The organism is Vibrio sp. OY15 (assembly GCF_000742455.1).
GTDB lineage: Bacteria > Pseudomonadota > Gammaproteobacteria > Enterobacterales > Vibrionaceae > Vibrio > Vibrio alginolyticus.
Genome location: NZ_JPIL01000001.1, coordinates 570009 through 593558, shown reverse-complemented (window position 1 = coordinate 593558; position 23550 = coordinate 570009). Strand labels below are relative to the sequence as shown.

The window sequence follows — 23550 nt, the reverse complement described above, 5'->3', positions numbered from 1 at the left end:
ATTATGACGATAAATAACACATTGACTATCGAGCAAGAATTAGTGGATGAGCATATTCTTCAGCAAATGATCAAAGATACGTGCGCCGAAATCATCCCTACCTTGATTGATCACTATGTCGAAGAGTCACGCGATCGCATGGAGAAAATAGAGCAAGCATTAAGCACAAAAGACCTTCAAACATTAGAGTTCGAGGTTCACACACTGGGCAGTTCTGCTCTCGCTCTAGGCAATCGAACGCTTTCAAGACAAGCAAGAATGATTGAGAAGTACTGTGTCGAAGGAAAAATACCAAAAGCATTGGAGCTTTGTGAAACACTTCCTCAACTCGCCAATGAATCGTTTGATGCGTTAGAAAAGCGAAAAGCTCAAGGGTTTGAGTAGTATCAGTGTCTTACTCCCTAGCGAAGCATCGCGTTTGATAAAGCGCGATGCCTACATCATCTCAGAAATTTAGGCTCCAAATTCAGTCACCCTCGCCAAGCCACACACCTTGAAGTTATTTGGGCATAACTTAATCAATTAAAAAGTATGGATTTTTCGCAAATTTCCTACCTTGTGCTAATACTTAAATAACGCTTTTCTCAAATTGAGAATTTTCAGCACTAGAGAGCAATAAACCACTCATAACGCCAAATAGTAGTGCTGACAAAAATCATAAAAAATGAAACAAACTACGTTGGGATGGGACTATGAGACCAAGGGTGTTACTGGTAGAGGACTCTACTTCACTAGCCATACTTTATAAGCAGTATGTGAAAGACGAACCTTATGACATTTTTCATGTCGAGACAGGTCGCGAAGCGATTCAATTTATTGAAAGAAGCAAACCTCAGCTCATCATTCTCGATTTGAAACTGCCCGACATGTCTGGCGAAGACGTGTTGGATTGGATCAACCAGAATGACATTCCTACGTCCGTTATTATTGCTACGGCACACGGCAGCGTCGACTTAGCCGTTAATCTAATTCAAAAAGGTGCGGAAGATTTCTTAGAAAAGCCCATAAACGCTGATCGCCTAAAAACATCAGTCGCATTGCACCTCAAACGCGCCAAATTGGAAGATTTGGTGGAAAATATTCAGTCCAAGTTTGATCGCCACAACTATCACGGATTCATCGGTTCAAGCCTCCCGATGCAGGCGGTATACAAGACCATTGATGCTGTTGCGCCAACTTCTGCCAGTGTGTTTATTGTGGGAGAAAGCGGCACAGGTAAAGAAGTTTGTGCTGAAGCCATCCACCGCCAGAGCGACCGTAAAGACAAGCCTTTTATTGCAATTAACTGTGGGGCTATTCCACGAGATTTGATGGAAAGTGAGATTTTTGGTCACGTTAAAGGGGCCTTTACTGGAGCAACAACAGATCGAAAAGGTGCGGCGACGCTGGCACATGGTGGCACGCTTTTTCTTGATGAGCTGTGTGAAATGGAACTAGAGATGCAAAAGAAGTTGCTCCGCTTTCTACAAACGGGCACTTACACCCCTCTTGGTGGCACTCGAGAAATGAAAGTGGATGTGAGAATCATTTGTGCCACTAACCGAGATCCATTAACAGAGGTAGAAGAAGGTCGTTTTCGTGAAGACTTATACTACCGTGTGCACGTTATACCTATCGATATGCCCCCATTACGTGAACGAGGAAGTGACATTGTCACGCTTGCCAAGCACTTCTTGACCACTTACGCCAAACAGGACAAAAAGAAATTCTCAACAATCGACAGCGAAGCTCAACATATCATCAAGCATTACGAATGGCCGGGTAATGTAAGGCAACTACAAAACATCATACGTAACATTGTGGTGCTTAATAACGACGAAAAAGTCACGGTGAGCCACCTACCCGCTCAACTTACTAAAAAGTCTAAAGTGACGAAAACAACGACGCCTGCGCATGTTGCTCAAGAGTCAGCAAACATTGTACCAATCACACCACCACCTGTTTATACTGAGGAACCTTCACCTTCTGCGGTCGAACCGTCGATTACCGCAGCGGAGCTGCCTGGTACACCGTCCTCTGCTGCTACCTCACCGTACTTTAACTCTGATGGAACCATTCGTCCTATGTGGCAAGTAGAGCGTGAAGCAATTCAAAACGCAATCGCGTACTGTGATGGCAACGTCCTCAACGCCGCTGTCATGCTGGAGTTAAGCCCATCTACGGTTTACCGAAAAAAACAAGCGTGGGAAGCGGATGAAATTAATCTCGAACAATCTTGATAAACCTGCCATTGGTGAAATTTGGATCTTGCTTGATAGCCGTCTATTCGGCGGCATTGAAAGTCACGTTATCGAGCTAGCTCGGGGATTAATCGCCTTTGGAAACAAAGCTCGAGTTGTGCTAACCACTGAGTATTCGCCAGCCGCTCAGATTGTACAGAAGGCAAAAGAAGCCGCGATCCCTGTGAGTTACTTAAACTATTTGTCTGGCGAGCCCAATAAAGCTTTAAAAATTAAACACCTAACAAGCGCCGTCGCCAATCACCAACCCTCAGTGGTTCACTCCCATGGTTATAAAGCGTCGATTTTGTCGCGCTGCGCCAAACTGCTCACCCGTACGTTTCCTCGTTTGATTTCAACTTATCATGCTGGTGAATCGTCCTCAGGGAAACTATGGCTATACGATTGGCTTGATAGAAGCTCCGGCAGCCTATCTGACCATTGCTTTGCTGTCAGTCCAAGTATTCAGCGCAAAGTTTTTTGTTCTTCAGAACTGCTGAATAACTTTGTTTCGATTCCCAACAGTCAACTCAACTATCAGGAGATCGCTTTTGTCGGCCGATTGAGTCAGGAAAAAGGCGCCGATCAATTTATTGAGGTAGCGAGGCTCTGTCCAACATTACAGTTTAGTGTGTACGGTGATGGCCCGGAAAAAGAGTCGCTTAATCAAACTGCCCCTTCAAATGTGACTTTCTTCGGCCATCAAACCGATATGGAAGGTGTTTGGGAAAATATCAGTGTACTTATCATTTCTTCTCGTTATGAGGGTCTTCCAATGGCGGCGCTTGAAGCCATGTCGAGAGGCATTGCCGTGATGAGCTTACGTGTAGGTCGTCTTCCAGATATTATCCAAACGGGTAAAAATGGTTTTATCGTCGAAGACATTCCCTCTCTTGCTAAATGTCTTCATGACTGGATGTCGATTGGTGAAGCGCAACAATCACTCATTCGCCAGAATGCTCGACAAACCATCATTGATGATTTCTCAGCGCAAAGTGTGATTCCCGTATTGCTACAAAAATATCAAATTGAAACGGATCACTAATCCATATTGGTTCTCAATATGAGAATGATGAGTTCCAAACATAAATATCATATAAGATTCAATCATATAAACTAATGGCATATTTTGGCATCTCTATTGCAGCTCAGCAGTTAACGCAGATTAATGATGAGACAGAGGTGACTTATGACTACGCCAAAACGCATTCTATATGTTCATTATGGTGATAATTGGATTCGCGGCAGTGAAGTGGTGCTTCTGGATCTCATTTCAGGAATCGACCGCAATAAGTTTGAGCCATTCGTATGGTCAAACTGCCAACCATTAATCGATAAGTGCCATTCGCTCGGAATTGAAGCGGAACATTCATCCTTCAATTTGGTTGGTGGTTGGAGCGCTCCACGCTGGGATATTAGCGGGTGGAATAGCCTTATCAAACAAGGCTCAGCATTGATCGAAAAGCACAACATCGACTTGGTACACGTCAATAGCGGCGGCCCTTGTCAATGGATGTGTTTGGCTGCTCGCATGAATCATATACCACTTGTCACGCAACTTCATTGCCATTATACATTGCGCGATCGCTTCTCTCTCGGACTTCACCTCTCTCCAAAATTGATTTGCGTTAGCAAAGATGTTGGACGCGAAATTCTTCAGGACGGCTACCCACAAAACCAACTTCATGTCGTACACAACGGCGTGTCACTTCAAGGCGTGGATACACCCATCGACATTAAAGATCGCCTCGGAATCCCATCACAGGCCTTTACCTTTCTGTCGGTGGGTTCGCTGATTAAGCGCAAAGGGTTCGACCGCCTTATTCGCGCAATGCGCATGCACAACTACCACCACAACAACCCTCACCTTGTTATTGTTGGTGACGGCGAAGAAAGAGAAGCATTGCAACAGCTTGCATCGGATCTTGGTATCCAAGAACGAGTGCACTTTGTCGGAGAACAACACAATGCCGGAGCGTGGATGTGTGGTAATGCAGACGCTTTTATTAGCGGCGCCTATGAAGAGGCCTTTGGTCTCGTGCTCGGGGAAGCGGCTTTAGCTCAACTGCCTATCGTGGCTCCTAAAACAGGAGGCATTCCTGAGTTGTTCGAGCATAATCACTCTGCATTGCTGTACCAGAACAGTGGAATGGCGAGCCTGTTAAACGCGATTCAACAAGTCATGCAAGACGCGGCATTAAGAAACAAGCTGGCGGAAAACGCTTACCTACATGCTAGCCAGAACTTAACGACGACTGCATCTATCAACGCTATTGAACGTATTTACGAAGGTGAACTTAATAACAACGCCATTACACCAATGCCAATGACTCACTGCATGAAGCCTCTTTCACGCTGGTTGAGCATCAATTGAGGAGCCCGGTCATGAAACGTGTATTGATGTTCGACGCCATCCCAATGCAAGGTGGATCCAAAATCGCGAATGCAGAGCTCCTTAAGCAGTGCGATAAGCTGAACGTGATTGGTTATCTACTCACTACAAATCCAGAGCATTGGGCGTCACTGCTTAGTGATACACCGCGTGTGCAAGTTATAAAAATAAAACCATCACCATTTAACTCGACTCATCGACTGACCTACTGGTTGATGAACGCTTACTACTTTCTCCAACTTCTCTACGCGTGCATGAAGCTGCCAAAAATAGATAGCTTTTTGGGCCTATCTTGCCCAAGTAATGATATGCCTTTGTACTTACTACGATTAATTAGCAAAAAGCCTGTGGTACAGATGGTTCATGGCCCTATTGGACGATCGAGATCTGCTGGCTACTGCTTAGTAAAAGCATCGGCAATTTACTACTTGGCAAACACCCGCGAATCAATGATAGAAGCATTACAGGCCTACCTCAAAACAGAGAAGCCAGCCACCGAACGCTATTGGTGTGGTTTGAATACATCTACATTTGTTAATGGATTATCGAAAGATCGCTGGCCAAAACAAGCGAATCCGATTTCAAGCCGCGTTTTCTGGGCAGCTAGCTTACTAAAATGGAAGAACATCGATCTTTTGCTTGATGCTTTAACACTTGATGAGTCGAAAAAGATCAAATCCACCGTGTGTTACATCAAACCTAACGTGGCAGGTGTGGAATATTCAACACCGGACTTCAACACACAAGGTGTTGAATGGCATGAGTGCCCAAACAACTTAGATGAATTGCGTTCACAGTGTGGTGTGTTTGTTTCCACCAGTCTTAACGAACCTTTTGGGTTATCTATTTTGGAAGCGCTCGCTGCAGGTATGTGTGTCGTCATTCCACATGATGATAGTTATTGGGACCGCGTGTTAACTCACGGCCGAAATTGTATTAAATACACGCCTAACAATGTGGCTTCGTTACACAACGCAATTCGCCTTTTGAATGAATCGCCGTGGATGAAAGTAACGATGGGTATCGAAGCACTCAATGTTTCTCAACTATACACAGCCGAACGTTGTTATTTGCCAATCGCCCAGCACCTTGCTGCCGAAATTGCTACCAACAATGATTGCACACTCAAGACACCGCGAGACATCAAAGGATATGACCATGTCTAAAGCAATGACCAACATGACGCTATTTGCTATCGCCTTAGTGATCAATAAAAGCATCAGCCTAATCATGCTGCCTGTATTGCCCCACTTTCTCTCACCAGAACAAATGGGCAAGCTTGAGCTTCTAACAACCTTTGGTGTTGTTACGACCTTGTTTGTCAGTTTCGCTTTGCATGAAGCGCTTTATCGATTCGTCGGCGTTGAAAAGGATAAAAATACGCGCACAAGCCTACTAAACCAGCTGTACTCACTTGCTTTACTCATCGCTGGAGTCGTTGCTCTTAGCTTGCTCACTATCATTTTAATCGCCCCCATTCCCGCGCCTTTTACGCGAGTCGAATTTGCTATTGTTATGTTTGCCATCGTTCTAGAAGGCAGTATTGCAATCGGCACTGCCTGGTTAAGAACACAAGACGACAAAGCAAGAACACTGCTTAACGTCATGGTCACTACCACCATTTTTCAGGTCATTTTTATCGTCGCGGCGCTGTCTGTTCATCCCCATGTTATTTCTGTTTTGTGGGGGGGCTTGTTGGCTGCTATTACTCAATTTGTTTGGCTGCACATCGTTAACAGTTACAATATCACCCTTCCTAAACTGACATTGGCAAAACAATACCTAAACTACTGCCTACCAATGATGATGGCCGGTTTAGTAGCATTTTGTCTCAATGGCGCTGAACGCTGGTTCATTGGTGCCAACACTTCTCTTGCGACGTTAGGGATTTACGCGATAGCGGTAAAATTTGCAGTGGGCATGTGTATTTTAGTGCAGCCATTTGGCATGTGGTGGATGCCACGTCGATTTAACTACTTAGAAGGGCGCAAGAACACTGAAGCAGTGCGCATCACACACTTAGGTATGATTTACATTACAGGTTTGAGTGTAGTGGTCGGCACATTAGCAATGGTGATGATCACCCACTTACTGCCAGAAACCTATCATGAGGCGGTACTATTCAGCTTATTCTTGCTGCCTATCGCTATGTTAAAAGAATGGAGCGAGCTGATTAACATCTCCATTTTGTACAAGCGTCGTACTCGCTGGCTACTGGGTATAAATGTCGTCTCTGCGTGCGTTGCGATTGCTTTGCTGTTTGGCTTATCTTCTCTGGGTATTTATGGTGTGTTCATTGCGCTTTATTACGCACAACTGTGTAAGCTGGGCCTGACTTATGTAGTAGGCCAACAATGTATGACGTTGCCTTTTCACCTAAGTCTGATGGTTTTATTACAGATTATATCCGGTGTGGCACTGTTCCTGCTTCACTCTTCACAATCAATAGGAATCGCCATCGCAATTTGCATTTTGACATGCAGTTTGCTGGCAGGGATAGCCACTCGCTACATGAGTAAAGAGACGCTAAATGCTCTCACTCGATACATAGTGAAAAGGCGTGGACAGGTGAAGAGATACTCGTTATGAATGAAACCAAGGTGAGAACAAAACAGTCCATCGCAGCACTGACGATCACTGTCTGTATCGGCCTGCTTTGGATTGTTATGCCTCATCCCATTTTGATTGTCGCGTTGTGTTTCGCACCACTCGCGTTACTGTTTGTTCTCAATCAAACGTTTTGGCTTGTCACACTGTTCGTTATTTTTTCATTCTTTCGTATTCACGAAGCCTTTCCTGTTATCTATAACTTCAAGATCCCATTACTGTTATCACTGGGGGCACTCGCCGCACTCGCCTTTCACCTTCTTATAAGCCGCCAGATTACAGCTTTTTGGCACCCTTCATTAAAGTGGCTGTGTATATTTTGGGGTCTGGTGATCATCGGAATCATATTCGCTTCCAGTCGTGATATCGCAATAACGGTGTTCAAAAACACCTATTGGAAAATCATCATTATGACGTTGGCCATCACCTGGCTTATTACTAAACCTTCACAGCTCGCTCAGATGTCAAAAGCAATTATTTTCGCCGGATTATTGATTGGTCTAGTGGCATTACAAAACGCAGCGAATGGCATTGATTTAGTCGAAGGGACGCGCGTGTCAATAGGACGATCCATAGGTTCCGTACTTGGTGATCCTAACGATTTGGCACTAGTGCTGATGTTTCCCCTTGCCTTTACCGTTAGTCAATTGATGGAGAAGCATTCCCCCAAGCATCTCAGGCTCTTTGCCCTTATCACCTGTTTGGTTTTGTTCTTTGCGATCATTGAGACGCAGAGCCGCGGTGGGTTACTAGGTTCACTGTCTGTATTTGCCTACTTTGCTTTTAAACACATCAAAAGCAAAACATTAGTCTTGGTACTAGGCGCCATCGCAGCGATCGTACTCTACGCATTCGCTGGTATTTCAGGACGAGAATCGGGGGGAGCCGCTGAGGATGGTATAGATGCCTCTGCGATGGGGCGACTTTATGCGTGGGAAGCGGCATTTAAAATGGCGCTGCATCATCCGTTGACTGGCGTAGGTCTAGATAACTTCTATTTTAATTACTATTTCTACAGCCCACACTGGGATGGTATCAACCACGCCGTCCATAGTACTTGGTTTGGCGTGTTAGCAGAAACGGGTTTTGTCGGGCTCGCGGTGTTCATTACTTTAATTGTGTCATTGATCCGCACCTCTTTGCATTCCATCTCATTGCTGACACCAAAATCAGATTACACCCTCTCTGTAGGAGCAAACGCCGTGTTAAGTGGGCTTATCGGGACCATCGTATCAGGCACGTTTCTGACTCAAGGTTTCACTTGGCCAATTTACATTCTAGCGGCGTTAACAGTTGTCGTTAGCCGAATTGTTCAAAGTGACTGTCAAAATGAGAAATCCTAGTTTCAAACATAAACAAAACCCATAACTCACTGTTTTAAAATGGCTAATTCCTTGGCACGCATTGTGATTACTCACTTAATTAGTAATCAAATAACCAAGACTCAAGGAGAGCCACATGACAGACATCGTAGTATTTGGAGAAGATTTTGGTGGGTTACCCTCTTCCACTCAGCATATTGTCAAGCGACTAGCAGCGAACCATCGCATCCTTTGGGTTAACTCCATTGGCCTTCGTCAACCTAAGCTGGATTCTAAAGACATACAGCGTGCGTTAAACAAACTCACTCGTGTATTTCATAACGTAGGCTCACACAAGCCAACATTGGACTCTGAAACAAGCCCAAACATTCACATCATCAACTTGCTCACCATTCCTGCCCCTAGCTCTGCATTAGCAAGAAAAGTGGCCGCTAAGATGATGAAACACCAACTCAATAAACAATTACAAGCTCTTGGTTTTGATAAGCCTGTATTTTGGACGTCGCTCCCGACTGCTGCCGATCTTTGTGCAGAAATGAACCCACGTGGACTGATTTACTATTGTGGCGATGACTTTAGCGCTTTAGCTGGTGTTGACCACGACACGGTGGCCAAGCACGAACGTACTCTTGTTAATGCGGCCAGCGTTATCTTTACGGCAAGCGAAACACTCTCCACCAAATTTCCATCTGGTAAAACCGTCACTTTGCCTCACGGTGTCGACTTTAGTCTGTTTTCTGAGCCAGCACCTAAGGCTGAAGATTTTCCTAATAATGGTCGCAAAGTGCTGGGCTTTTATGGCAGTTTGTCTGAATGGTTAGACTACGACTTAATTGCCCAAGTCGCAGACCAAGCGCCTGACTGGGATCTCGTGTTCATCGGCCCTAACGAGTTCAGTGATAATCCACTTCCACAAAGATGCAACGTATACTACCTGGGCCCGAGAGCGCATCACACTCTGCCACGTTACTCCCAACACTGGGATGCCAGTTGGTTGCCCTTTGTTGATAACGCTCAAATCAAGGCATGTAATCCGCTTAAACTTCTTGAGTACTTGGCAACAGGAACCCCTGTTATCAGCACACCGTTTCCTGCATTAATGCCCTACAAACATATGCTTCATGTGGTTCAAGATGTCGAAGACGTGCGTGCCAGTCTCGATCACCTCCTACCGCCACCGACAGATTCAAAGTCATTTGTTCAACAGCAAAGCTGGGAAGCAAGAGCCAACCAAGTTGATAAATTAGTGAGGGCGCTATGAACGATTTAAGAGAAAACCTCAGCGTACTGTTACATGGAGCTTGGAGACGTCGCTACATGATCGTTATTCCTATGCTTGTATTGCCTGTGCTGGGTTTCATCGTAAGTAAACTGGTTCCGACGACTTATGTTGCTCATACCAGCATGCTTATTCAAGAGACAGCGAAAATGAACCCGTTCCTTCAAGACCTTGCCGTCTCAACAATGCTGAAAGACCGATTGAGCGCACTCAGTACTCTGCTAAAAAGCCGACACGTTTTGTATTCTGTCGCAAAAGAACAATCGCTGATCAATGACGAGATGAGTGCAAAAGAGCAAGAGTTCATCATAAAAGATCTTGCGTCGCGCCTGTCTGTTCAGCCACTCGGTAAAGACTTCATTCAAATTCAATTGCAAAGTGGTAAATCAGAAGGAATGGAGTCGATGCTCCTCTCTGTCAGAGAGCATTTTGTCGAACAGCTTTTGGCTCCTGAGCGTTCTTCGATTAAAGATTCGAGTCATTTTTTGACTATCCATATCAACAAACGCAGGGAAGAACTAGACAAGGCAGAGCAAGCCTTTGCAGAGTATAAAAATACTTACTCAGACGCGACGCCCGAAATGCAAGCTCAAAGCCTTACTCGCCTTGCTAGCCTCAAACAAACGCTAGCCGAAAAGGAGGCGGAGCTTGCTGGTGTTTCACGAAGTCTAGGCAGTTTGGATCAACAACTATCCAAAACGAACCCGGTTATCGGTAAACTGGAAGAGCAAATCATCGACATTCGTAGTGAACTTACCCTGCTTCGCGCTAAATACACAGAGGCGCATAGTTTAGTGCAAGGTAAGTTGCGAGAATTAAACCGGTTGGAGCAGGAACGCTCGGTACTCTTGAACTCTAAACAACCAGAACTAAACAGTGCTCAACTATGGGATATCGCGAGCAATACCACAGTAAACAGTCTTGGCGAAGCACAGCCTCTACTTGTCTCCCAACTACATCAATTACAAATGATGCGCGGACGTTTTGAAGCACTTACGGAAGAAACCAACAGCTTGCGAGACATGATCCAAGAATTAGAGCGAAATGCGCACCAATTTGGGAGCACGGCAACAGAAATCAACCGCTTAGCTCGTGACGTCGCAGTGAAGAGAGAAATGTATGACGAACTCGTCGAACGCTATGAGATGGCCCAACTAACAGGCTCTTTGGGAGAGTTTGAAGAGAATAAGCGCGTAAAAATCATTGATGAACCGTTCACGCCAACGATTCCAACTAACTTACCTAGTTTTGTATTTGTCATTTTAGGATTTATTGGTGGCGCTGGTTTAGGCATTGGATTAGCGACGATACTTGAGTTAGCCGATAACTCTATCCGCTCTAAAAGAGCATTAGAAAAACACCTTGGTGTTCCTGTCATCACCACTTTACCTAACGTAGTGTACGGAAACTAACCGCCATAAGAACTCATTTACAAGCACTCGGTCTGCGAGTGCTTTTCTTTTACTACTGCCTTATACAGCCTCATAGCATGTCCACTAATATGAATCTCAAATTGAGAATAAACATAAAGTCTCACAAGCATCAATATTAACTTATTGTTTTTAAATGATTAATTTTTTGGCACGCAGTCTGCAACTCCTAAATAAACAAAGAACTCAACGAGGGTTTGAAAATGGAATTCAGACAAAAACACAATAACACTAAGCACAGCAAAAAAGTGATATTACACGTCGTGCAACACTTAGCTCCTGGTGGTTTAGAAACGCTCGTACTAGAAATGCTTCGTTTTGCGCAGCCAAACCATTCCGTTTTTGTCGTGAGCTTAGAAGGAAGCAAAGAACATGCACTACAAGGCTGGCAAAAACTATTGCCCTACCAAGGCCAACTGCACTTTCTTAATAAGAAACCTGGATTCAGCGGAAAAACCATCAGTACGCTGACTTCCATGCTCAAAGGACTTAAGCCTGACGTGGTCCACACCCATCATATCGGCCCACTTCTGTATGGTGGTATTGCTGCACGTTTAGCGCACGTACCTGTAGTGATTCATACCGAGCACGACGCATGGCACCTTAATAACAAAAAATCAGCTCGACTACAGTCCCTTTTGCTAACGATGATCCGCCCGCAAGTAGTTGCCGATGCTAACTTTGTCGCCCATCAAATACAGACTAAGTTAAAGTATCGCAAAGTTTGTACTATCCATAACGGGATTGACTGTCAGAAGTTTAAAAGCGGTGACCAAACGGCAACAAGACACTTGTTTGAACTTCCAACCGACAAAATCGTGATTGGCGTTGCCGGGCGTCTAGAAGCAGTTAAAGGCCATAAAGTGCTTATCGAAGCATTCTCTCATCTTACGCCAAACACACACCTAGCCATTGCTGGAGATGGTTCTCAGCGAGCTCAATTGGAAGCACAAGTTAGAACGTTAAAACTTGAAGATCGAGTAACCTTTTTAGGCTTGGTCGACGATATGCCCAGCTTTTACCAAAGCCTAGACTTGTTTTGCTTACCATCACTTCAAGAGGGATTTCCTCTCTCAACCCTCGAGGCTCAAGCATGTGACATTCCTTGCGTCGCGACGGATGTTGGCGGCGTGAAAGAGACGCTCTGTCCGAACAACAGTACACTGGTTGAAGCAAATCGCGTGTTTTCGTTGGCCGAAACGTTATCACAGCAACTGGAATCATCACACCATTCTCCTCGAACTTTTATTCTCAAACACTTTGATATCAGAGACATGGTGAGTCGCTACTCACGTTTGGCCAAGGAGGCTAGCTATGAATGATTTACTTTGGATTATAGGGTTTGGTTTATCCGCGTTTTTGATTGTCTATCATCACGTTGGGTATCCACTGCTCCTTAAGTGGCTTCCTTTAAAACAGCAAGACGAAACCAAAGCACCATTTGTAGAGCGAGCTTACAAAGCCTCCAAAACAGACAGCCAGCTACCCTCTATTACTGTCATCGTGCCCGCCTACAATGAAGAACAATGGATAGCAGAGAAGATCCGTAACCTTGCGAGCCTAGACTACCCGAGGGATAAATTAAGAGTAGTGATCGCATGTGATGGCTGCACAGATAACACAGCCGAGATTGCTCAAGCGACAATTCAAGAAGCAATCTGCTCTGATACTCTGTTCATTATTAATGATCACCAAGTCAATCGCGGTAAAGTTGCCCTACTCAACGAAGAAATGCGTCATGTTAGCTCGGACATTACCGCACTGAGTGACACGTCGGCATTGATTTCTTGCGATTCTCTGTTGCTAGCTAGTCAGCATTATCAAAATGAGAACGTTGGAGTGGTTAACGCAACATATCAAATAATGAGCACTGATAACCAAGGTGAAGCGGCGTATTGGCAATACCAGTCTCGAGTAAAGCACCAAGAATCCTTGTTAGGTTCAACGATTGGTTCCCACGGTGCGTTTTACACTTTCAGAACTCACTTATTTGAACCACTGGAAGTTAGCACCATTAATGACGACTTTATTCTCCCTATGAGAATCGTTTTGCGAGGCTATAGCGCTATTTACGAGCCAAACATGCTGGCGCTTGAGCTCGAACAAAGCTCAGATGACGCAGATTTCAAACGACGCCTAAGAATTTCAGCAGGTAACATGCAGCAGCTCATGCAATTAAAGAAATTACTGCTACCTCGCTATCGTGGCACTGCCTTTGCATTTCTATCGGGAAAGGTACTGCGCTTAGCAACACCCTATTTGATGATTGTTTGCTTTATTTGCTCACTACTACTGGCACACAATCCGCTGTTTCAAGTAATGCTGTTCGCACAAGTTGGTATTTATAGCATCGCGCTTATCACTTACTTGATGCCAGCACTTAACACAATTAAACCTTTTAAGCTGATTAGTTACATCGTCATTGGTCATCTCGCCAACTTTATCGGCGGTATGAAATATTTACTCGGAATGGAAAATGGACGTTGGAAACGCGTCAACCAATAAGGAAAGCATCATGAAAAACTCACGCTACGATTCAAATGTATGCCACGCGAAAAGAACGTTTGATGTACTGGTTGCAATGCTTATTTTGGTCGTCACTGCACCACTTTTCCCATTTATCGCGCTAGCGATCAAAACCACATCGAAAGGCCCTGTGATTTATCGCCAATTGCGAGTAGGACGCTGCACACCAGAAAAAATGGATCTTTTTCAAATCATGAAGTTTCGCACCATGTATATTGATGCAGAGCAACGCTCTGGCGCAGTATGGGCAACTGAAAATGATCCCCGCATCACGCCAGTAGGACGCTTTTTACGCAAAACACGTTTAGATGAACTACCTCAACTGTTTAATGTGTTGAGAGGTGAAATGTCGATGATTGGGCCGCGCCCAGAACGCCCAGCTTTCTACCAGAAATTGGAAGATGAAATCCCCTATTTTGTAGAGCGCACATATGGCGTGTTACCAGGTATCACAGGCTTAGCTCAGGTTAACCAAGGCTATGATGCATGCATTGAGGATGTAAGACGCAAAGTTGGGTTTGACCACAGTTACGCACTAAGCTTAGGTTCGTTTTACTCTTGGATTTCAATGGACCTTTCAATCATGAGCAAAACATTCGTTGTGATGATTGACGGACGAGGTCAATAACTTCCGGTTCTGGTAACGGTCATTCTTGCCACTGGCGTCGCATCTTTTCTATCGTCGCTGGTGGTACATCATGAATGCTTTGATACGCTCCGTGGCACACTTTAATTTCCACCTCGATGCGCTTCTTCATGCAGTAGTCCATGTAACGCTTCATCTCCCAATGTCGAACAAACGTATTGCTCACAATCACGACTCTCCCTTTGTTCAACCACTTTCTAGTTTGCTGAAAACACCACTCATGCGCTTGAGGTAATTGAACTGGTTCAAAGTGATAATCACCTTCATCATTTTCAAAATACATGTCAGCTTCAAAATGCTTAGCACCAAGCTCTATCGCTAGTTGTTTTGCTAAGGTTGTTTTACCTGAACCCGGAAGTCCACGAATAAGAATGAGTTTAGCCAGTGACATAATGCAGTTTAATGAGGTGGGAATAAGCCTAAACTGTAACGAAATTATTGGAAAAGAAAAGTAGAAATAAAAAATGCCGAGCACATTAGGCTCGGCATTTAAACTCAATCATGGATCGTGTTGTATTTATTTGTAAGCTGGCAGTTCTGTTCTTAACCCTTTCACCAAACTTACGCACATCAACAGCAGAACAAAAGTAAACGGTAATCCTGTTGCAACAACACCTGATTGCAATGCTTGCAGGGCTTCTTTACCACCAACCCAAAGCATTACGGCTGCAATTGCACCTTCAATACACGCCCAGAAAATGCGTTGCGGTACTGGTGCATCAATCTTACCACCGGCGGTAATACTATCGATAACCAGCGAGCCAGAGTCTGACGATGTAATAAAGAATACCAGAATCAGCACGATAGAAAGCATTGAAATCACTGAGCTATACGGAAGCGCATCGTAAACATGGAACAGAGTCAATGAAATATCAGTTAGGCCATTTGCACCTAGCTCACCAACTTTATTCACCACTTGGTCAAGCGCGATACCACCAAACACAGACATCCAAATCAAAGTAACAACTGTAGGAATAACGATGACTGCGAATAAGAATTCTCGAACCGTACGACCTTTAGACACACGCGCGATAAACATACCAACAAACGGTGACCAAGATACCCACCAAGCCCAGTAGAATACCGTCCAGCCGTGCATCCAAGTTTCATCTTCACGACCGTGAGGGTTACTCAATGGAATAATATTTTCAATGTAAGCCATTGTTGTGTCGCGTAGCGAGCTCCACGCCGTATCAAACGTGATGAAGGTAATGAAAATAAGCAGCGCAAACGCAACCACCATATTGACGTTACTCAGTAGCTTAACACCACCATCAATACCACGAATCACTGATAGCACCGCGATAAAGGTAACGAAGGTGATCACAATCATTTGTGTACCAATGCCGCCTTCTAGACCAAAGACATGGTTAATACCACTGGTCGCCTGCTGAGCACCTAGACCTAGCGACGTTGCAAGACCAAATAGCGTCGACAAAACGGCAAGGATATCAATAACGTGACCTAACCAACCCCATGCACGGTCACCAAAAATTGGATAGAACGCCGCGCGCAATGAAAGTGGTAAACCTTTGTTAAAGGCAAAAAACGCTAATGCTAGTGCAACGAGTGCGTAAATACTCCAACCATGTACACCCCAGTGGAACATAGTGGCACCCATCGCAAGGGATTTTGCTTCTTCGGTGTATGGTACTGCGTTAAGTGGCATTCCCCACCAATCAGTGAAATACGCGGTCGGCTCAGCCACACTCCAGAACAGAAGACCAATACCCATACCCGCGGCGAAAAGCATCGACAACCAAGAAACGGTTGAATGATCCGGCGTTGCTTCTTTGCCTCCTAAGCGGATTTTACCTAGCGGAGAAAACAGAAGAGCAACGGCGAACAATAAGAAGAAGTTTGTCGACCACATAAAGAACGCATCAAACTGTTCGATAATTCCGTTTTTTAGACCGTTTAATACGTCACGAGCAGTGGTTGGCTCAACAAGAAGAAGTGAAATCAGACAGAAAACAACGAGCCCCGCACTAATGCCAAAAACCGGGTTATGTATATCGAATCCCCACTTTTGAACGTTATCCTGTCCAACCTGATAATCGGTTGTATCAATACTATATTTTTTAAATGCATTATCCATAAATACAAATTTAACGTGAATTTGAAACGCCCCTCAGGTGAGAAGAACTCCAATACCGCCCTCCATTAATTTGAACTCTAAAGTTTTAAAGCGGGACAAATTTTAGCAGCAATCACATATTTTTGCAAAAAGTCGTGATTTATTGCATTTTAAGCTCAATTCGAGACAGATGAAGGGGAGATAATATCAACACAAAAATTATGAGGTCTAACGATTGATTTTGTCGTAGGTTGTAGACTAGAAAAGACACAAGAAATACTTAAGTTCATAGCCAGTCACTGCGCAAATAGAGAAGACCTGCGCTGATTTGGTTTCACAATTAACGACGAAACCAAATCAGCAAACCTTTCATCCAGCGAGCGTTATAAGAAATGGAAGGTGATGTTCCCTGTTACGCTGCTAACGGTATCGCTATCGCCTTCAATATCCACGCCAAACGCTTGATAACTCGCGCCCACAGACACATTGTCAAGCAAGAAGTATTCGGCACCAACACCATACATATAAGAGACGCCATCATCTTTGTCTAAGTTTCTAAGTCCACCGTCATAATCAACGTTGAATGCATTGATGCCGCCTTTTGCGTAAACGTGTAACGGGCCGAAGTCGATACTAGGTTTCGCCGCTAAATAGAATGAATCAAAATCAGCACTACCCCTGCTGCCACTCAAAGATAAATCCACTTTGCCGTGGTTAAAGTAGCCTGCCTCAATGCCAATGAATGGCAAAATACCAGTACCGACATGAATACCATAAGTTGTATCATTTTCGCTGTCGATATCGGACTGACCAATTTGGCCACCAGCGTAAATCCAAGAGTCAGCCATTGCTGACGTTGAGCACAACGTTAGAGCGAATAACGAGAGTGTTTTTTTCATACTATCCCTTCCTGATCGATTCCTAAGCGAAAAATTACGCAAATATGCGCATTTAATCGCCACTATATATTGGAAAGCATAGGCATTTTAAGACTCTAAAAGTGAATAATTTATGTTCAACTTTTGTTTTGTGACTTCCAGACAAAAAAACACCGACATAAAGCCGGTGTGTTTCATATGGTGTTAGAAAGCTTGACGCTTATAAGAAATGTAGTGTTGCGTTAACAGAGAACGTGCTGATATCGTCTTTACCAGCAGTGTAGTTCATGTAGCTAGCACCAACAGACATTGGGCCAAAAATGAAGTACTCAGCACCCACACCGTACATTAGGTCCAAATCGTCATCGTCTTTGCCGCCTTTCACTTTTTTGTCCCACTGATGGAAACCACCTTTTGCGTACACGTGTAGCGGACCGAAGTCGATACTTGGCTTAAGTGCTGCGTAGTAAGAAGTTAGCTTAGTGTCTTGACCATTTACGTTGAACTCACCGTGCTGTGTTACACCAGCTTCAACACCAATGATAGGTAGAATGCCTGTACCAACGTGAACAGAGTATGATGTGTCCGTTTCACCTTTGTAGTCAGACTGACCTACTGTTGCACCACCGTAAATCCAAGAATCCGCCATTGCCGCAGAAGATGCGCCAAGTAGCGCCACTGCTAATAGAGTTTTTTTCATCATCTACCTTTACTCTTTATTATTCCCACGTCTGCATAACTCAGTCGTTGGTACTACAAATAAAGGGAGGCGAACTATTGCCTCCCAGAACTAAAAAATAATGCTTATTGAGTTACTAGCAATTAGTGTACCAGCAACTTCTTAAGCGATAATTACAAATCTGACACTATTTTACTGGTTGATTAGCAAGCATCAATCGCGTTTTTGACTCGTTTATCAGAAACAGGATAAGGAGTGCCTAATTGTTGAGCAAAGTAACTCACGCGAAGCTCTTCAATCATCCAACGCACTTCTTTTACATTTTCAGGAATGGCCACACCTTTCGGGATCTTGTTCAGCAACTCTTTATAGTCTTGAGTCACAGATTCAATCTTCAGCATATGTAAACGATCTTTGTTTGGATCGATTGGCAACTTCTCCATACGACGCTCTATCGCGCGCATGTAGCGAAGAATATCCGGCAAGCGTTTCCAGCCACATTCCGTTGCAAAGCCTTTGAAGATCAAGCCTTCAATTTGTGCTTTGATATCGGACAGAGCAAACGCCATTGTGAAGTCGATCTTGCCTTTTAGCTTCTTATTGATGCTAAACGCCGTGGTCAGAATAGTCTCAACCTGTTGAGCGATCTCTACAACGGTGTCACCCAATTCAGCACGAACGTGTTCTTTCAACGCTTCGAACTTCTCTGGCTCCCAAACTAAACCACCCTGCTCTTCAATAAGCTTATCGACACCACAGGCAATGCAGTCATCTATCAGATCAAGCACTTTGCCGTATGGATTAAAGTACAGACCCAGCTTCGATTTGTTCGGTAAGTTGGCGTGCAAATATTTAATTGGCGATGGTACGTTCAATAAAATTAAGCGACGCTGACCAGCACGCATTGCCGTTATCTGCTCGTACTCCGTTTCGTAGAGTTTGATTTCAACGCTGTCTTTGGTATCAACAAGCGCCGGATACGCTTTTACATCGTAGCCGCCACGTTTTTGTTGATACACTTTCGGCAATTCGCCAAAACTCCACGTATGCAGACCTTGCTGTTCGATATCGTCATCCGCAACTTTGGAAAGCGTTTCTTGAACTTTGTCTTTCAAACTTTCTTTCAGTTCATGAAGGTCTTTGTTTTCCTTCAGTTTACGATTTCGGTGATCAACCGCACGAAACGTGACTTTCAAGTGCTCAGGTACTTGTTCCAAGTTCCAGTCTTCACGCAGCACTTCTACGCCCGTCATGCGTCGCAACTCTTTCTCCAATGAATCTAACAGCGGCGCTTCCATTGGCGTAACGCGCGCTAAGAATGCATCGGCATAGTTCGGCGCAGGCACAAAGTTCTTACGAATTGTCTTTGGCAACGATTTAATCAAGCTAACCACAAGCTCATGGCGTAAACCTGGGATCTGCCAGTCAAAGCCCGCTGGTTCAACTTGGTTTAAAATCGGCAACGGCAAATGCACTGTGACACCGTCACTATCATCGCCTGGTTCAAATTGGTAGCTCAATTTGAGCTTCAAACCATTTTGATGCCAGAAGTTCGGGTAATCCAAATCGGTCACATGGCTAGCATCACCCTTGAACAGCATCTCTTTTTCAAAGTTCAGCAGTTCCGGATTTTCTTTAGATGCCTTTTTCCACCACGTATCGAAATGCTTACCAGACACCACTTCGGTGCCAACGCGTTGATCATAGAAATCAAACAGCTCATCATCATCCACCAAGATGTCACGACGACGAGATTTATGCTCAAGCTCTTCCACTTCTTGCAGAAGCTTACGGTTTTGCTTAAAGAACGCGTGTTTGGTTTCCCATTGACCCTCAACCAATGCACTACGAATGAAGATTTCGCGACTTACGGTCGAATCGATACTGCCGTAGTTGACCAAGCGTTTCGGTACGATTGGTACGCCGTAAAGCATCACTTTTTCGTGCGCCATCACCGCAGCGCGTTTCTTCGACCAATGTGGTTCGCTGTAACTACGTTTAATAAGGTGTTTAGCTAACGGCTCAATCCATTCTGGCTGAATCTTTGCGATGATACGACCCCAAAGTTTTGAGGTTTCCACCAACTCAGCAGACATGATCCACTTAGGCTGTTTCTTGAATAGACCTGATGCAGGGAAGATATGGAAACGAGCATTACGCGCGCCTTGATATTCATTCTTTTCTTGGTCTTTCATGCCGATGTGCGACAGCAAACCAACCAAAATGGCACTGTGTACGCCATGGTAAGAAGCGGGCTCATCGTTAAGCTTGAACTCCATCTCACGCATCGACTGATGAATTTGGAAGTACACGTCTTGCCACTCGCGAACGCGCAAGTAGTTCAAATAGTCTTGCTTACACTGTTTGCGGAACTGATTGCTAGACAAGGCTTTTTGCTGCTTTTGGATGTATTCCCACAAATTCACAAATGTCAGGAAGTCCGACTCTTCATGGAAGAAGCGACGATGTTTATCGTCTGAAGATTGTTGTTTGTCGGAAGGACGTTCGCGTGGATCTTGAATCGACAAGGCAGCTGCGATGATCATCACTTCTTTAAGCGCACCATATTTTGGCGCTTCCAATACCATACGCGCCAAGCGCGGATCGATTGGCAAACGCGCTAATTGGCGACCAATGGAAGTCAGGCGTTTTTTCGGATCTTTTACCTCAGAGTTAATCGCACCAAGCTCTTCCAGCAAACGCACGCCGTCTTGGATGTTACGTTTATCCGGTGCTTCCACAAACGGAAACGCTTGAATATCACCCAAACCAAGTGCCGTCATTTGCAAGATAACCGACGCTAGATTGGTACGTAGGATTTCAGGATCAGTAAACTCTGGGCGTGACTCAAAATCTTCCTCTGAGTACAGACGAATACAGATACCCTCTTCCACACGACCACAACGACCTTTACGCTGGTTCGCACTCGCCTGAGAAACTGGCTCGATTGGAAGACGCTGAACCTTAGTACGGTAACTGTATCGACTGATACGCGCCGTACCCGGGTCGATAACGTACTTAATGCCCGGAACAGTTAGCGAGGTTTCTGCCACGTTGGTTGCCAGTACAATTCGGCGACCAGTGTGAGGTTGGAAAATCTTATTCTGCTCACCTGCCGACAAACGCGCGTAAAGCGGCACAATTTCCGTGCTCTTCAGATTACGTTTGGACAATGCATCTGCGGTATCACGGATTTCACGTTCACCGTTCATGAAAATCAGGATGTCACCTAAACCTTCATCGCACAGTTCATCTACCGCTTCGAAGATGCCTTCAAGCTGGTCACGATCATTGTCGTCATCACCGCTTAGTGGGCGGTAACGTGTTTCTACTGGGTAAGTACGACCCGATACTTCAATGATTGGTGCATTGTTGAAGTGTTTTGAAAAACGCTCAGGGTCGATGGTTGCCGACGTGATGATCACTTTCAAGTCAGGACGACGTGGTAGCAACTCTTTCAAGTAACCCAAGATGAAATCGATGTTCAGGCTGCGCTCGTGCGCTTCATCGATAATGATGGTGTCGTATTGATTCAAGAAACGGTCATGCTGAATTTCAGCCAACAAGATACCATCCGTCATCAATTTGATTTGGGTATTTTCAGAGATCTGATCGTTGAATCGAACCTTGTAACCAACAAACTCACCAAGCTTGGTTTCCATCTCTTCGGCAATACGGTTAGCAACCGAACGCGCTGCAAGACGACGAGGCTGAGTATGACCAATCAGACCAAATTTACCGCGACCAAGCTCAGCACAGATTTTTGGTAGCTGAGTGGTTTTACCAGAACCAGTTTCACCCGCGACGATAACCACTTGGTTTTCTTCGATCGCTTTCGCAATATCGTCGCGTTTTTGGCTTACAGGCAGGATTTCTGGGTATTCAATCGTTGGTTTGTAGTTGCTGCGCTGCTCTGCAACCATCATGGATTTTGCGATGTCTAATGCGATTTCGTCGAACACAGCATTACGCGCTGCGTCCTTCTTAATTTTGCTTGCACCAGAAATACGTTTACTCAAGCGGAAACGGTCGCGCATCATGCACTGATTCAGCGCTTTACGCAGAGATGCCGCGCTATTCACTTGAGCCTGAGGTGTTTGAGCTTGTTTCGCTGTCGCTTTTTGCGCACCATTTGACGGTGTCGCTTGCTCTTCAGCTAGATTCTTTTTTGGGGGCTGTGACGAAGTCAAAGCGTTTCCTATTCTTTTCATTACAAAAACTGCGCGGATTGTATCACACAAGATCTGTAACAAGATAACCGAAAGCTCATTCAATTTTTTCGAACATGTTCAGCGAATCGCTAGGCTTTTGAACTCACTTACGTTGCTTATAATGGCTCCCATAGTCGAAAGCACTTATTTAAGGAATAACCATTATGTCTCGTGTACTAGCTCTAAAATCAAGCATCCTTGGCGATTACTCTCAATCAAACAAATTGGTTGAAGACTTCATCAAAAATGTAGACCAAGACAAGCTTACTGTTCGTGATTTGGCTGCAAACCCGCTACCTGTTTTGGACTTCGCCGTTGCGACTGCACTGCGCGCTACGGAAGATCTTTCACAAGAACAGCAAGCGGTGGTCGACTTGTCTGACACCCTTATTGAAGAAGTAAAGGCCGCAGACACTTTGGTTATTGCCGCTCCAATGTACAACTTTACCATCCCAACTCAGCTTAAAAACTGGATTGATTTGATTGCTCGTGCAGGCGTGACATTCAAATACACAGAAAACGGCGTTCAAGGTTTGATTGAAGGTAAAAAGGCGATTGTAATAACGACTCGTGGTGGTATTCATAAAGATTCACCAACTGACAACGTTACGCCATACCTACGCACTGTGCTGGGTTTTGTAGGAATCACTGATGTGGAATTTGTTTACGCAGAAGCGCTAAACATGGGTGAAGATGCGGCTGCAAAAGGCATTTCAGAAGCGCAAAGCCAACTTGCAACAATGGCGTAAGTTAGAAGAAACCAGAATACAAAAGGGATTGGTTCGCGCCAATCCCTTTTTGGATCCTTATGCCTTGATCGTATTTATAGGGTCTCTTACATCGTCAAAAACGATTCACTTTCTCCAAGTTGCGTATTGCATCGAGGTAGACTTTTTCTAAAGACCGCTCAGCTTCGCTTATCATATTCTCGATCATCGCATTAAACGCGACATCGCTACGGATTTCTATATTGTCTCCCGCCTTAACGTCAAGAGAGTTGACGTACAGCACCAACCATTCATCGCCCTCCAAGTGCCCTTCTCCGTGAATGGCAAAAAAGCGTTTGGCAAATTCAGCGTTGGTACAATTTATCGCTTCAATTTGAAGATTGAATGAGGAGTCGATACTCATGGTGCTTATGCCATCCGATTCATCAGATGCATCACAAACAGCCTTAACTCTGGCACGATATACGAAATTTCTCGTTGAAAGCAGCATAGTATTATTCATCATTACTCATAATGGGCGATAAATAAGTCAGTTGCAAATCCGACCTATATGCAT

The 23550-nt window shown here is 44.6% G+C and carries 19 protein-coding genes; 13 read left to right on the top strand and 6 right to left on the bottom strand.

Annotated features, from left to right (window positions below; genetic code table 11):
- Positions 1-3: 3 nt before the first annotated feature.
- From IJ23_RS02565 to IJ23_RS02510, 12 genes are all read left to right on the top strand, one after another.
- On the top strand, positions 4-384 hold the full coding sequence (locus IJ23_RS02565; protein WP_005377636.1) for an Hpt domain-containing protein: 381 nt from the start codon (positions 4-6) through the stop codon (positions 382-384).
- A gap of 308 nt (positions 385-692) precedes the next feature.
- Positions 693-2219, top strand: a complete 1527-nt coding sequence (locus IJ23_RS02560; RefSeq protein WP_033905257.1) for a sigma-54-dependent transcriptional regulator — start codon at positions 693-695, stop codon at positions 2217-2219.
- On the top strand, positions 2194-3264 hold the full coding sequence (locus tag IJ23_RS02555) for a glycosyltransferase family 4 protein (protein ID WP_033905256.1): 1071 nt from the start codon (positions 2194-2196) through the stop codon (positions 3262-3264). The genes IJ23_RS02560 and IJ23_RS02555 overlap by 26 nt, the downstream gene beginning before the upstream one ends.
- Positions 3265-3408: 144 nt before the next feature.
- A complete protein-coding gene (locus IJ23_RS02550; RefSeq protein ID WP_033905255.1) occupies positions 3409-4593 on the top strand; it encodes a glycosyltransferase in 1185 nt (394 codons plus the stop codon).
- 11 nt (positions 4594-4604) lie between these two features.
- A complete protein-coding gene (locus IJ23_RS02545) occupies positions 4605-5777 on the top strand; it encodes a glycosyltransferase (protein ID WP_033905254.1) in 1173 nt (390 codons plus the stop codon).
- Positions 5770-7200: a lipopolysaccharide biosynthesis protein gene (locus IJ23_RS02540; RefSeq protein ID WP_033905253.1), complete on the top strand. Its 1431-nt coding sequence runs from the start codon at positions 5770-5772 to the stop codon at positions 7198-7200. The genes IJ23_RS02545 and IJ23_RS02540 overlap by 8 nt, the downstream gene beginning before the upstream one ends.
- Positions 7197-8561, top strand: coding sequence for an O-antigen ligase family protein (locus IJ23_RS02535; RefSeq protein WP_005377645.1), 1365 nt, complete (start codon positions 7197-7199; stop codon positions 8559-8561). The genes IJ23_RS02540 and IJ23_RS02535 overlap by 4 nt, the downstream gene beginning before the upstream one ends.
- A gap of 115 nt (positions 8562-8676) precedes the next feature.
- Positions 8677-9801 carry a glycosyltransferase gene (locus tag IJ23_RS02530; RefSeq protein WP_033905252.1) on the top strand — a complete coding sequence of 375 codons (1125 nt, stop codon included), beginning with the start codon at positions 8677-8679 and terminating at the stop codon, positions 9799-9801.
- The gene (locus IJ23_RS02525; RefSeq protein WP_005377649.1) at positions 9798-11231 is read left to right on the top strand and encodes a GumC family protein; all 1434 of its coding nucleotides are present in this window, start codon (positions 9798-9800) and stop codon (positions 11229-11231) included. The genes IJ23_RS02530 and IJ23_RS02525 overlap by 4 nt, the downstream gene beginning before the upstream one ends.
- Positions 11232-11452: 221 nt before the next feature.
- Positions 11453-12571: a glycosyltransferase gene (locus IJ23_RS02520; RefSeq protein WP_033905251.1), complete on the top strand. Its 1119-nt coding sequence runs from the start codon at positions 11453-11455 to the stop codon at positions 12569-12571.
- Positions 12564-13754, top strand: a complete 1191-nt coding sequence (locus tag IJ23_RS02515) for a glycosyltransferase family 2 protein (protein WP_033905250.1) — start codon at positions 12564-12566, stop codon at positions 13752-13754. Before IJ23_RS02520 ends, IJ23_RS02515 begins: the two co-directional genes overlap by 8 nt.
- Before the next feature lie 10 nt (positions 13755-13764).
- A complete protein-coding gene (locus IJ23_RS02510; protein WP_005377654.1) occupies positions 13765-14403 on the top strand; it encodes a sugar transferase in 639 nt (212 codons plus the stop codon).
- 19 nt (positions 14404-14422) lie between these two features.
- On the opposite strand, the gene IJ23_RS02505 is transcribed toward IJ23_RS02510, so the two are convergent.
- The 5 genes from IJ23_RS02505 to hrpA form a co-directional block, all read right to left on the bottom strand.
- A complete protein-coding gene (locus IJ23_RS02505) occupies positions 14423-14812 on the bottom strand; it encodes an ATP-binding protein (protein ID WP_005377656.1) in 390 nt (129 codons plus the stop codon).
- A 126-nt stretch (positions 14813-14938) separates the two neighbouring features.
- A complete protein-coding gene (locus IJ23_RS02500) occupies positions 14939-16519 on the bottom strand; it encodes a BCCT family transporter (RefSeq protein ID WP_005377659.1) in 1581 nt (526 codons plus the stop codon).
- 362 nt (positions 16520-16881) lie between these two features.
- A complete protein-coding gene (locus tag IJ23_RS02495) occupies positions 16882-17397 on the bottom strand; it encodes an outer membrane beta-barrel protein (protein WP_005377661.1) in 516 nt (171 codons plus the stop codon).
- A 199-nt stretch (positions 17398-17596) separates the two neighbouring features.
- A complete protein-coding gene (locus IJ23_RS02490) occupies positions 17597-18076 on the bottom strand; it encodes an outer membrane beta-barrel protein (protein ID WP_021033871.1) in 480 nt (159 codons plus the stop codon).
- Between the two features lie 182 nt (positions 18077-18258).
- The gene (gene hrpA / locus IJ23_RS02485; protein ID WP_169628671.1) at positions 18259-22245 is read right to left on the bottom strand and encodes an ATP-dependent RNA helicase HrpA; all 3987 of its coding nucleotides are present in this window, start codon (positions 22243-22245) and stop codon (positions 18259-18261) included.
- A 185-nt stretch (positions 22246-22430) separates the two neighbouring features.
- Between hrpA and IJ23_RS02480 the strand changes: the two genes are divergently transcribed.
- A complete protein-coding gene (locus IJ23_RS02480) occupies positions 22431-23015 on the top strand; it encodes an FMN-dependent NADH-azoreductase (RefSeq protein WP_025766683.1) in 585 nt (194 codons plus the stop codon).
- Positions 23016-23109: 94 nt separating this feature from the next.
- Here the strand turns inward: IJ23_RS02480 and IJ23_RS02475 are convergent, their stop codons facing one another.
- Positions 23110-23499 carry a hypothetical protein gene (locus IJ23_RS02475; RefSeq protein ID WP_228009997.1) on the bottom strand — a complete coding sequence of 130 codons (390 nt, stop codon included), beginning with the start codon at positions 23497-23499 and terminating at the stop codon, positions 23110-23112.
- Between the last annotated feature and the right edge of the window lie 51 nt (positions 23500-23550).

What these genes read in the sequence shown, in the direction of transcription:
- IJ23_RS02565 (WP_005377636.1), top strand. Translation starts at nt 4, where the DNA reads ATGACGATAAATAACACATTGACTATCGAGCAAGAATTAGTGGATGAG.
- IJ23_RS02560 (WP_033905257.1), top strand. Translation starts at nt 693, where the DNA reads ATGAGACCAAGGGTGTTACTGGTAGAGGACTCTACTTCACTAGCCATA.
- IJ23_RS02555 (WP_033905256.1), top strand. Translation starts at nt 2,194, where the DNA reads ATGAAATTAATCTCGAACAATCTTGATAAACCTGCCATTGGTGAAATT.
- IJ23_RS02550 (WP_033905255.1), top strand. Translation starts at nt 3,409, where the DNA reads ATGACTACGCCAAAACGCATTCTATATGTTCATTATGGTGATAATTGG.
- IJ23_RS02545 (WP_033905254.1), top strand. Translation starts at nt 4,605, where the DNA reads ATGAAACGTGTATTGATGTTCGACGCCATCCCAATGCAAGGTGGATCC.
- IJ23_RS02540 (WP_033905253.1), top strand. Translation starts at nt 5,770, where the DNA reads ATGTCTAAAGCAATGACCAACATGACGCTATTTGCTATCGCCTTAGTG.
- IJ23_RS02535 (WP_005377645.1), top strand. Translation starts at nt 7,197, where the DNA reads ATGAATGAAACCAAGGTGAGAACAAAACAGTCCATCGCAGCACTGACG.
- IJ23_RS02530 (WP_033905252.1), top strand. Translation starts at nt 8,677, where the DNA reads ATGACAGACATCGTAGTATTTGGAGAAGATTTTGGTGGGTTACCCTCT.
- IJ23_RS02525 (WP_005377649.1), top strand. Translation starts at nt 9,798, where the DNA reads ATGAACGATTTAAGAGAAAACCTCAGCGTACTGTTACATGGAGCTTGG.
- IJ23_RS02520 (WP_033905251.1), top strand. Translation starts at nt 11,453, where the DNA reads ATGGAATTCAGACAAAAACACAATAACACTAAGCACAGCAAAAAAGTG.
- IJ23_RS02515 (WP_033905250.1), top strand. Translation starts at nt 12,564, where the DNA reads ATGAATGATTTACTTTGGATTATAGGGTTTGGTTTATCCGCGTTTTTG.
- IJ23_RS02510 (WP_005377654.1), top strand. Translation starts at nt 13,765, where the DNA reads ATGAAAAACTCACGCTACGATTCAAATGTATGCCACGCGAAAAGAACG.
- IJ23_RS02505 (WP_005377656.1), bottom strand. Translation starts at nt 14,812, where the DNA reads ATGTCACTGGCTAAACTCATTCTTATTCGTGGACTTCCGGGTTCAGGT.
- IJ23_RS02500 (WP_005377659.1), bottom strand. Translation starts at nt 16,519, where the DNA reads ATGGATAATGCATTTAAAAAATATAGTATTGATACAACCGATTATCAG.
- IJ23_RS02495 (WP_005377661.1), bottom strand. Translation starts at nt 17,397, where the DNA reads ATGAAAAAAACACTCTCGTTATTCGCTCTAACGTTGTGCTCAACGTCA.
- IJ23_RS02490 (WP_021033871.1), bottom strand. Translation starts at nt 18,076, where the DNA reads ATGAAAAAAACTCTATTAGCAGTGGCGCTACTTGGCGCATCTTCTGCG.
- IJ23_RS02480 (WP_025766683.1), top strand. Translation starts at nt 22,431, where the DNA reads ATGTCTCGTGTACTAGCTCTAAAATCAAGCATCCTTGGCGATTACTCT.
- IJ23_RS02475 (WP_228009997.1), bottom strand. Translation starts at nt 23,499, where the DNA reads ATGATGAATAATACTATGCTGCTTTCAACGAGAAATTTCGTATATCGT.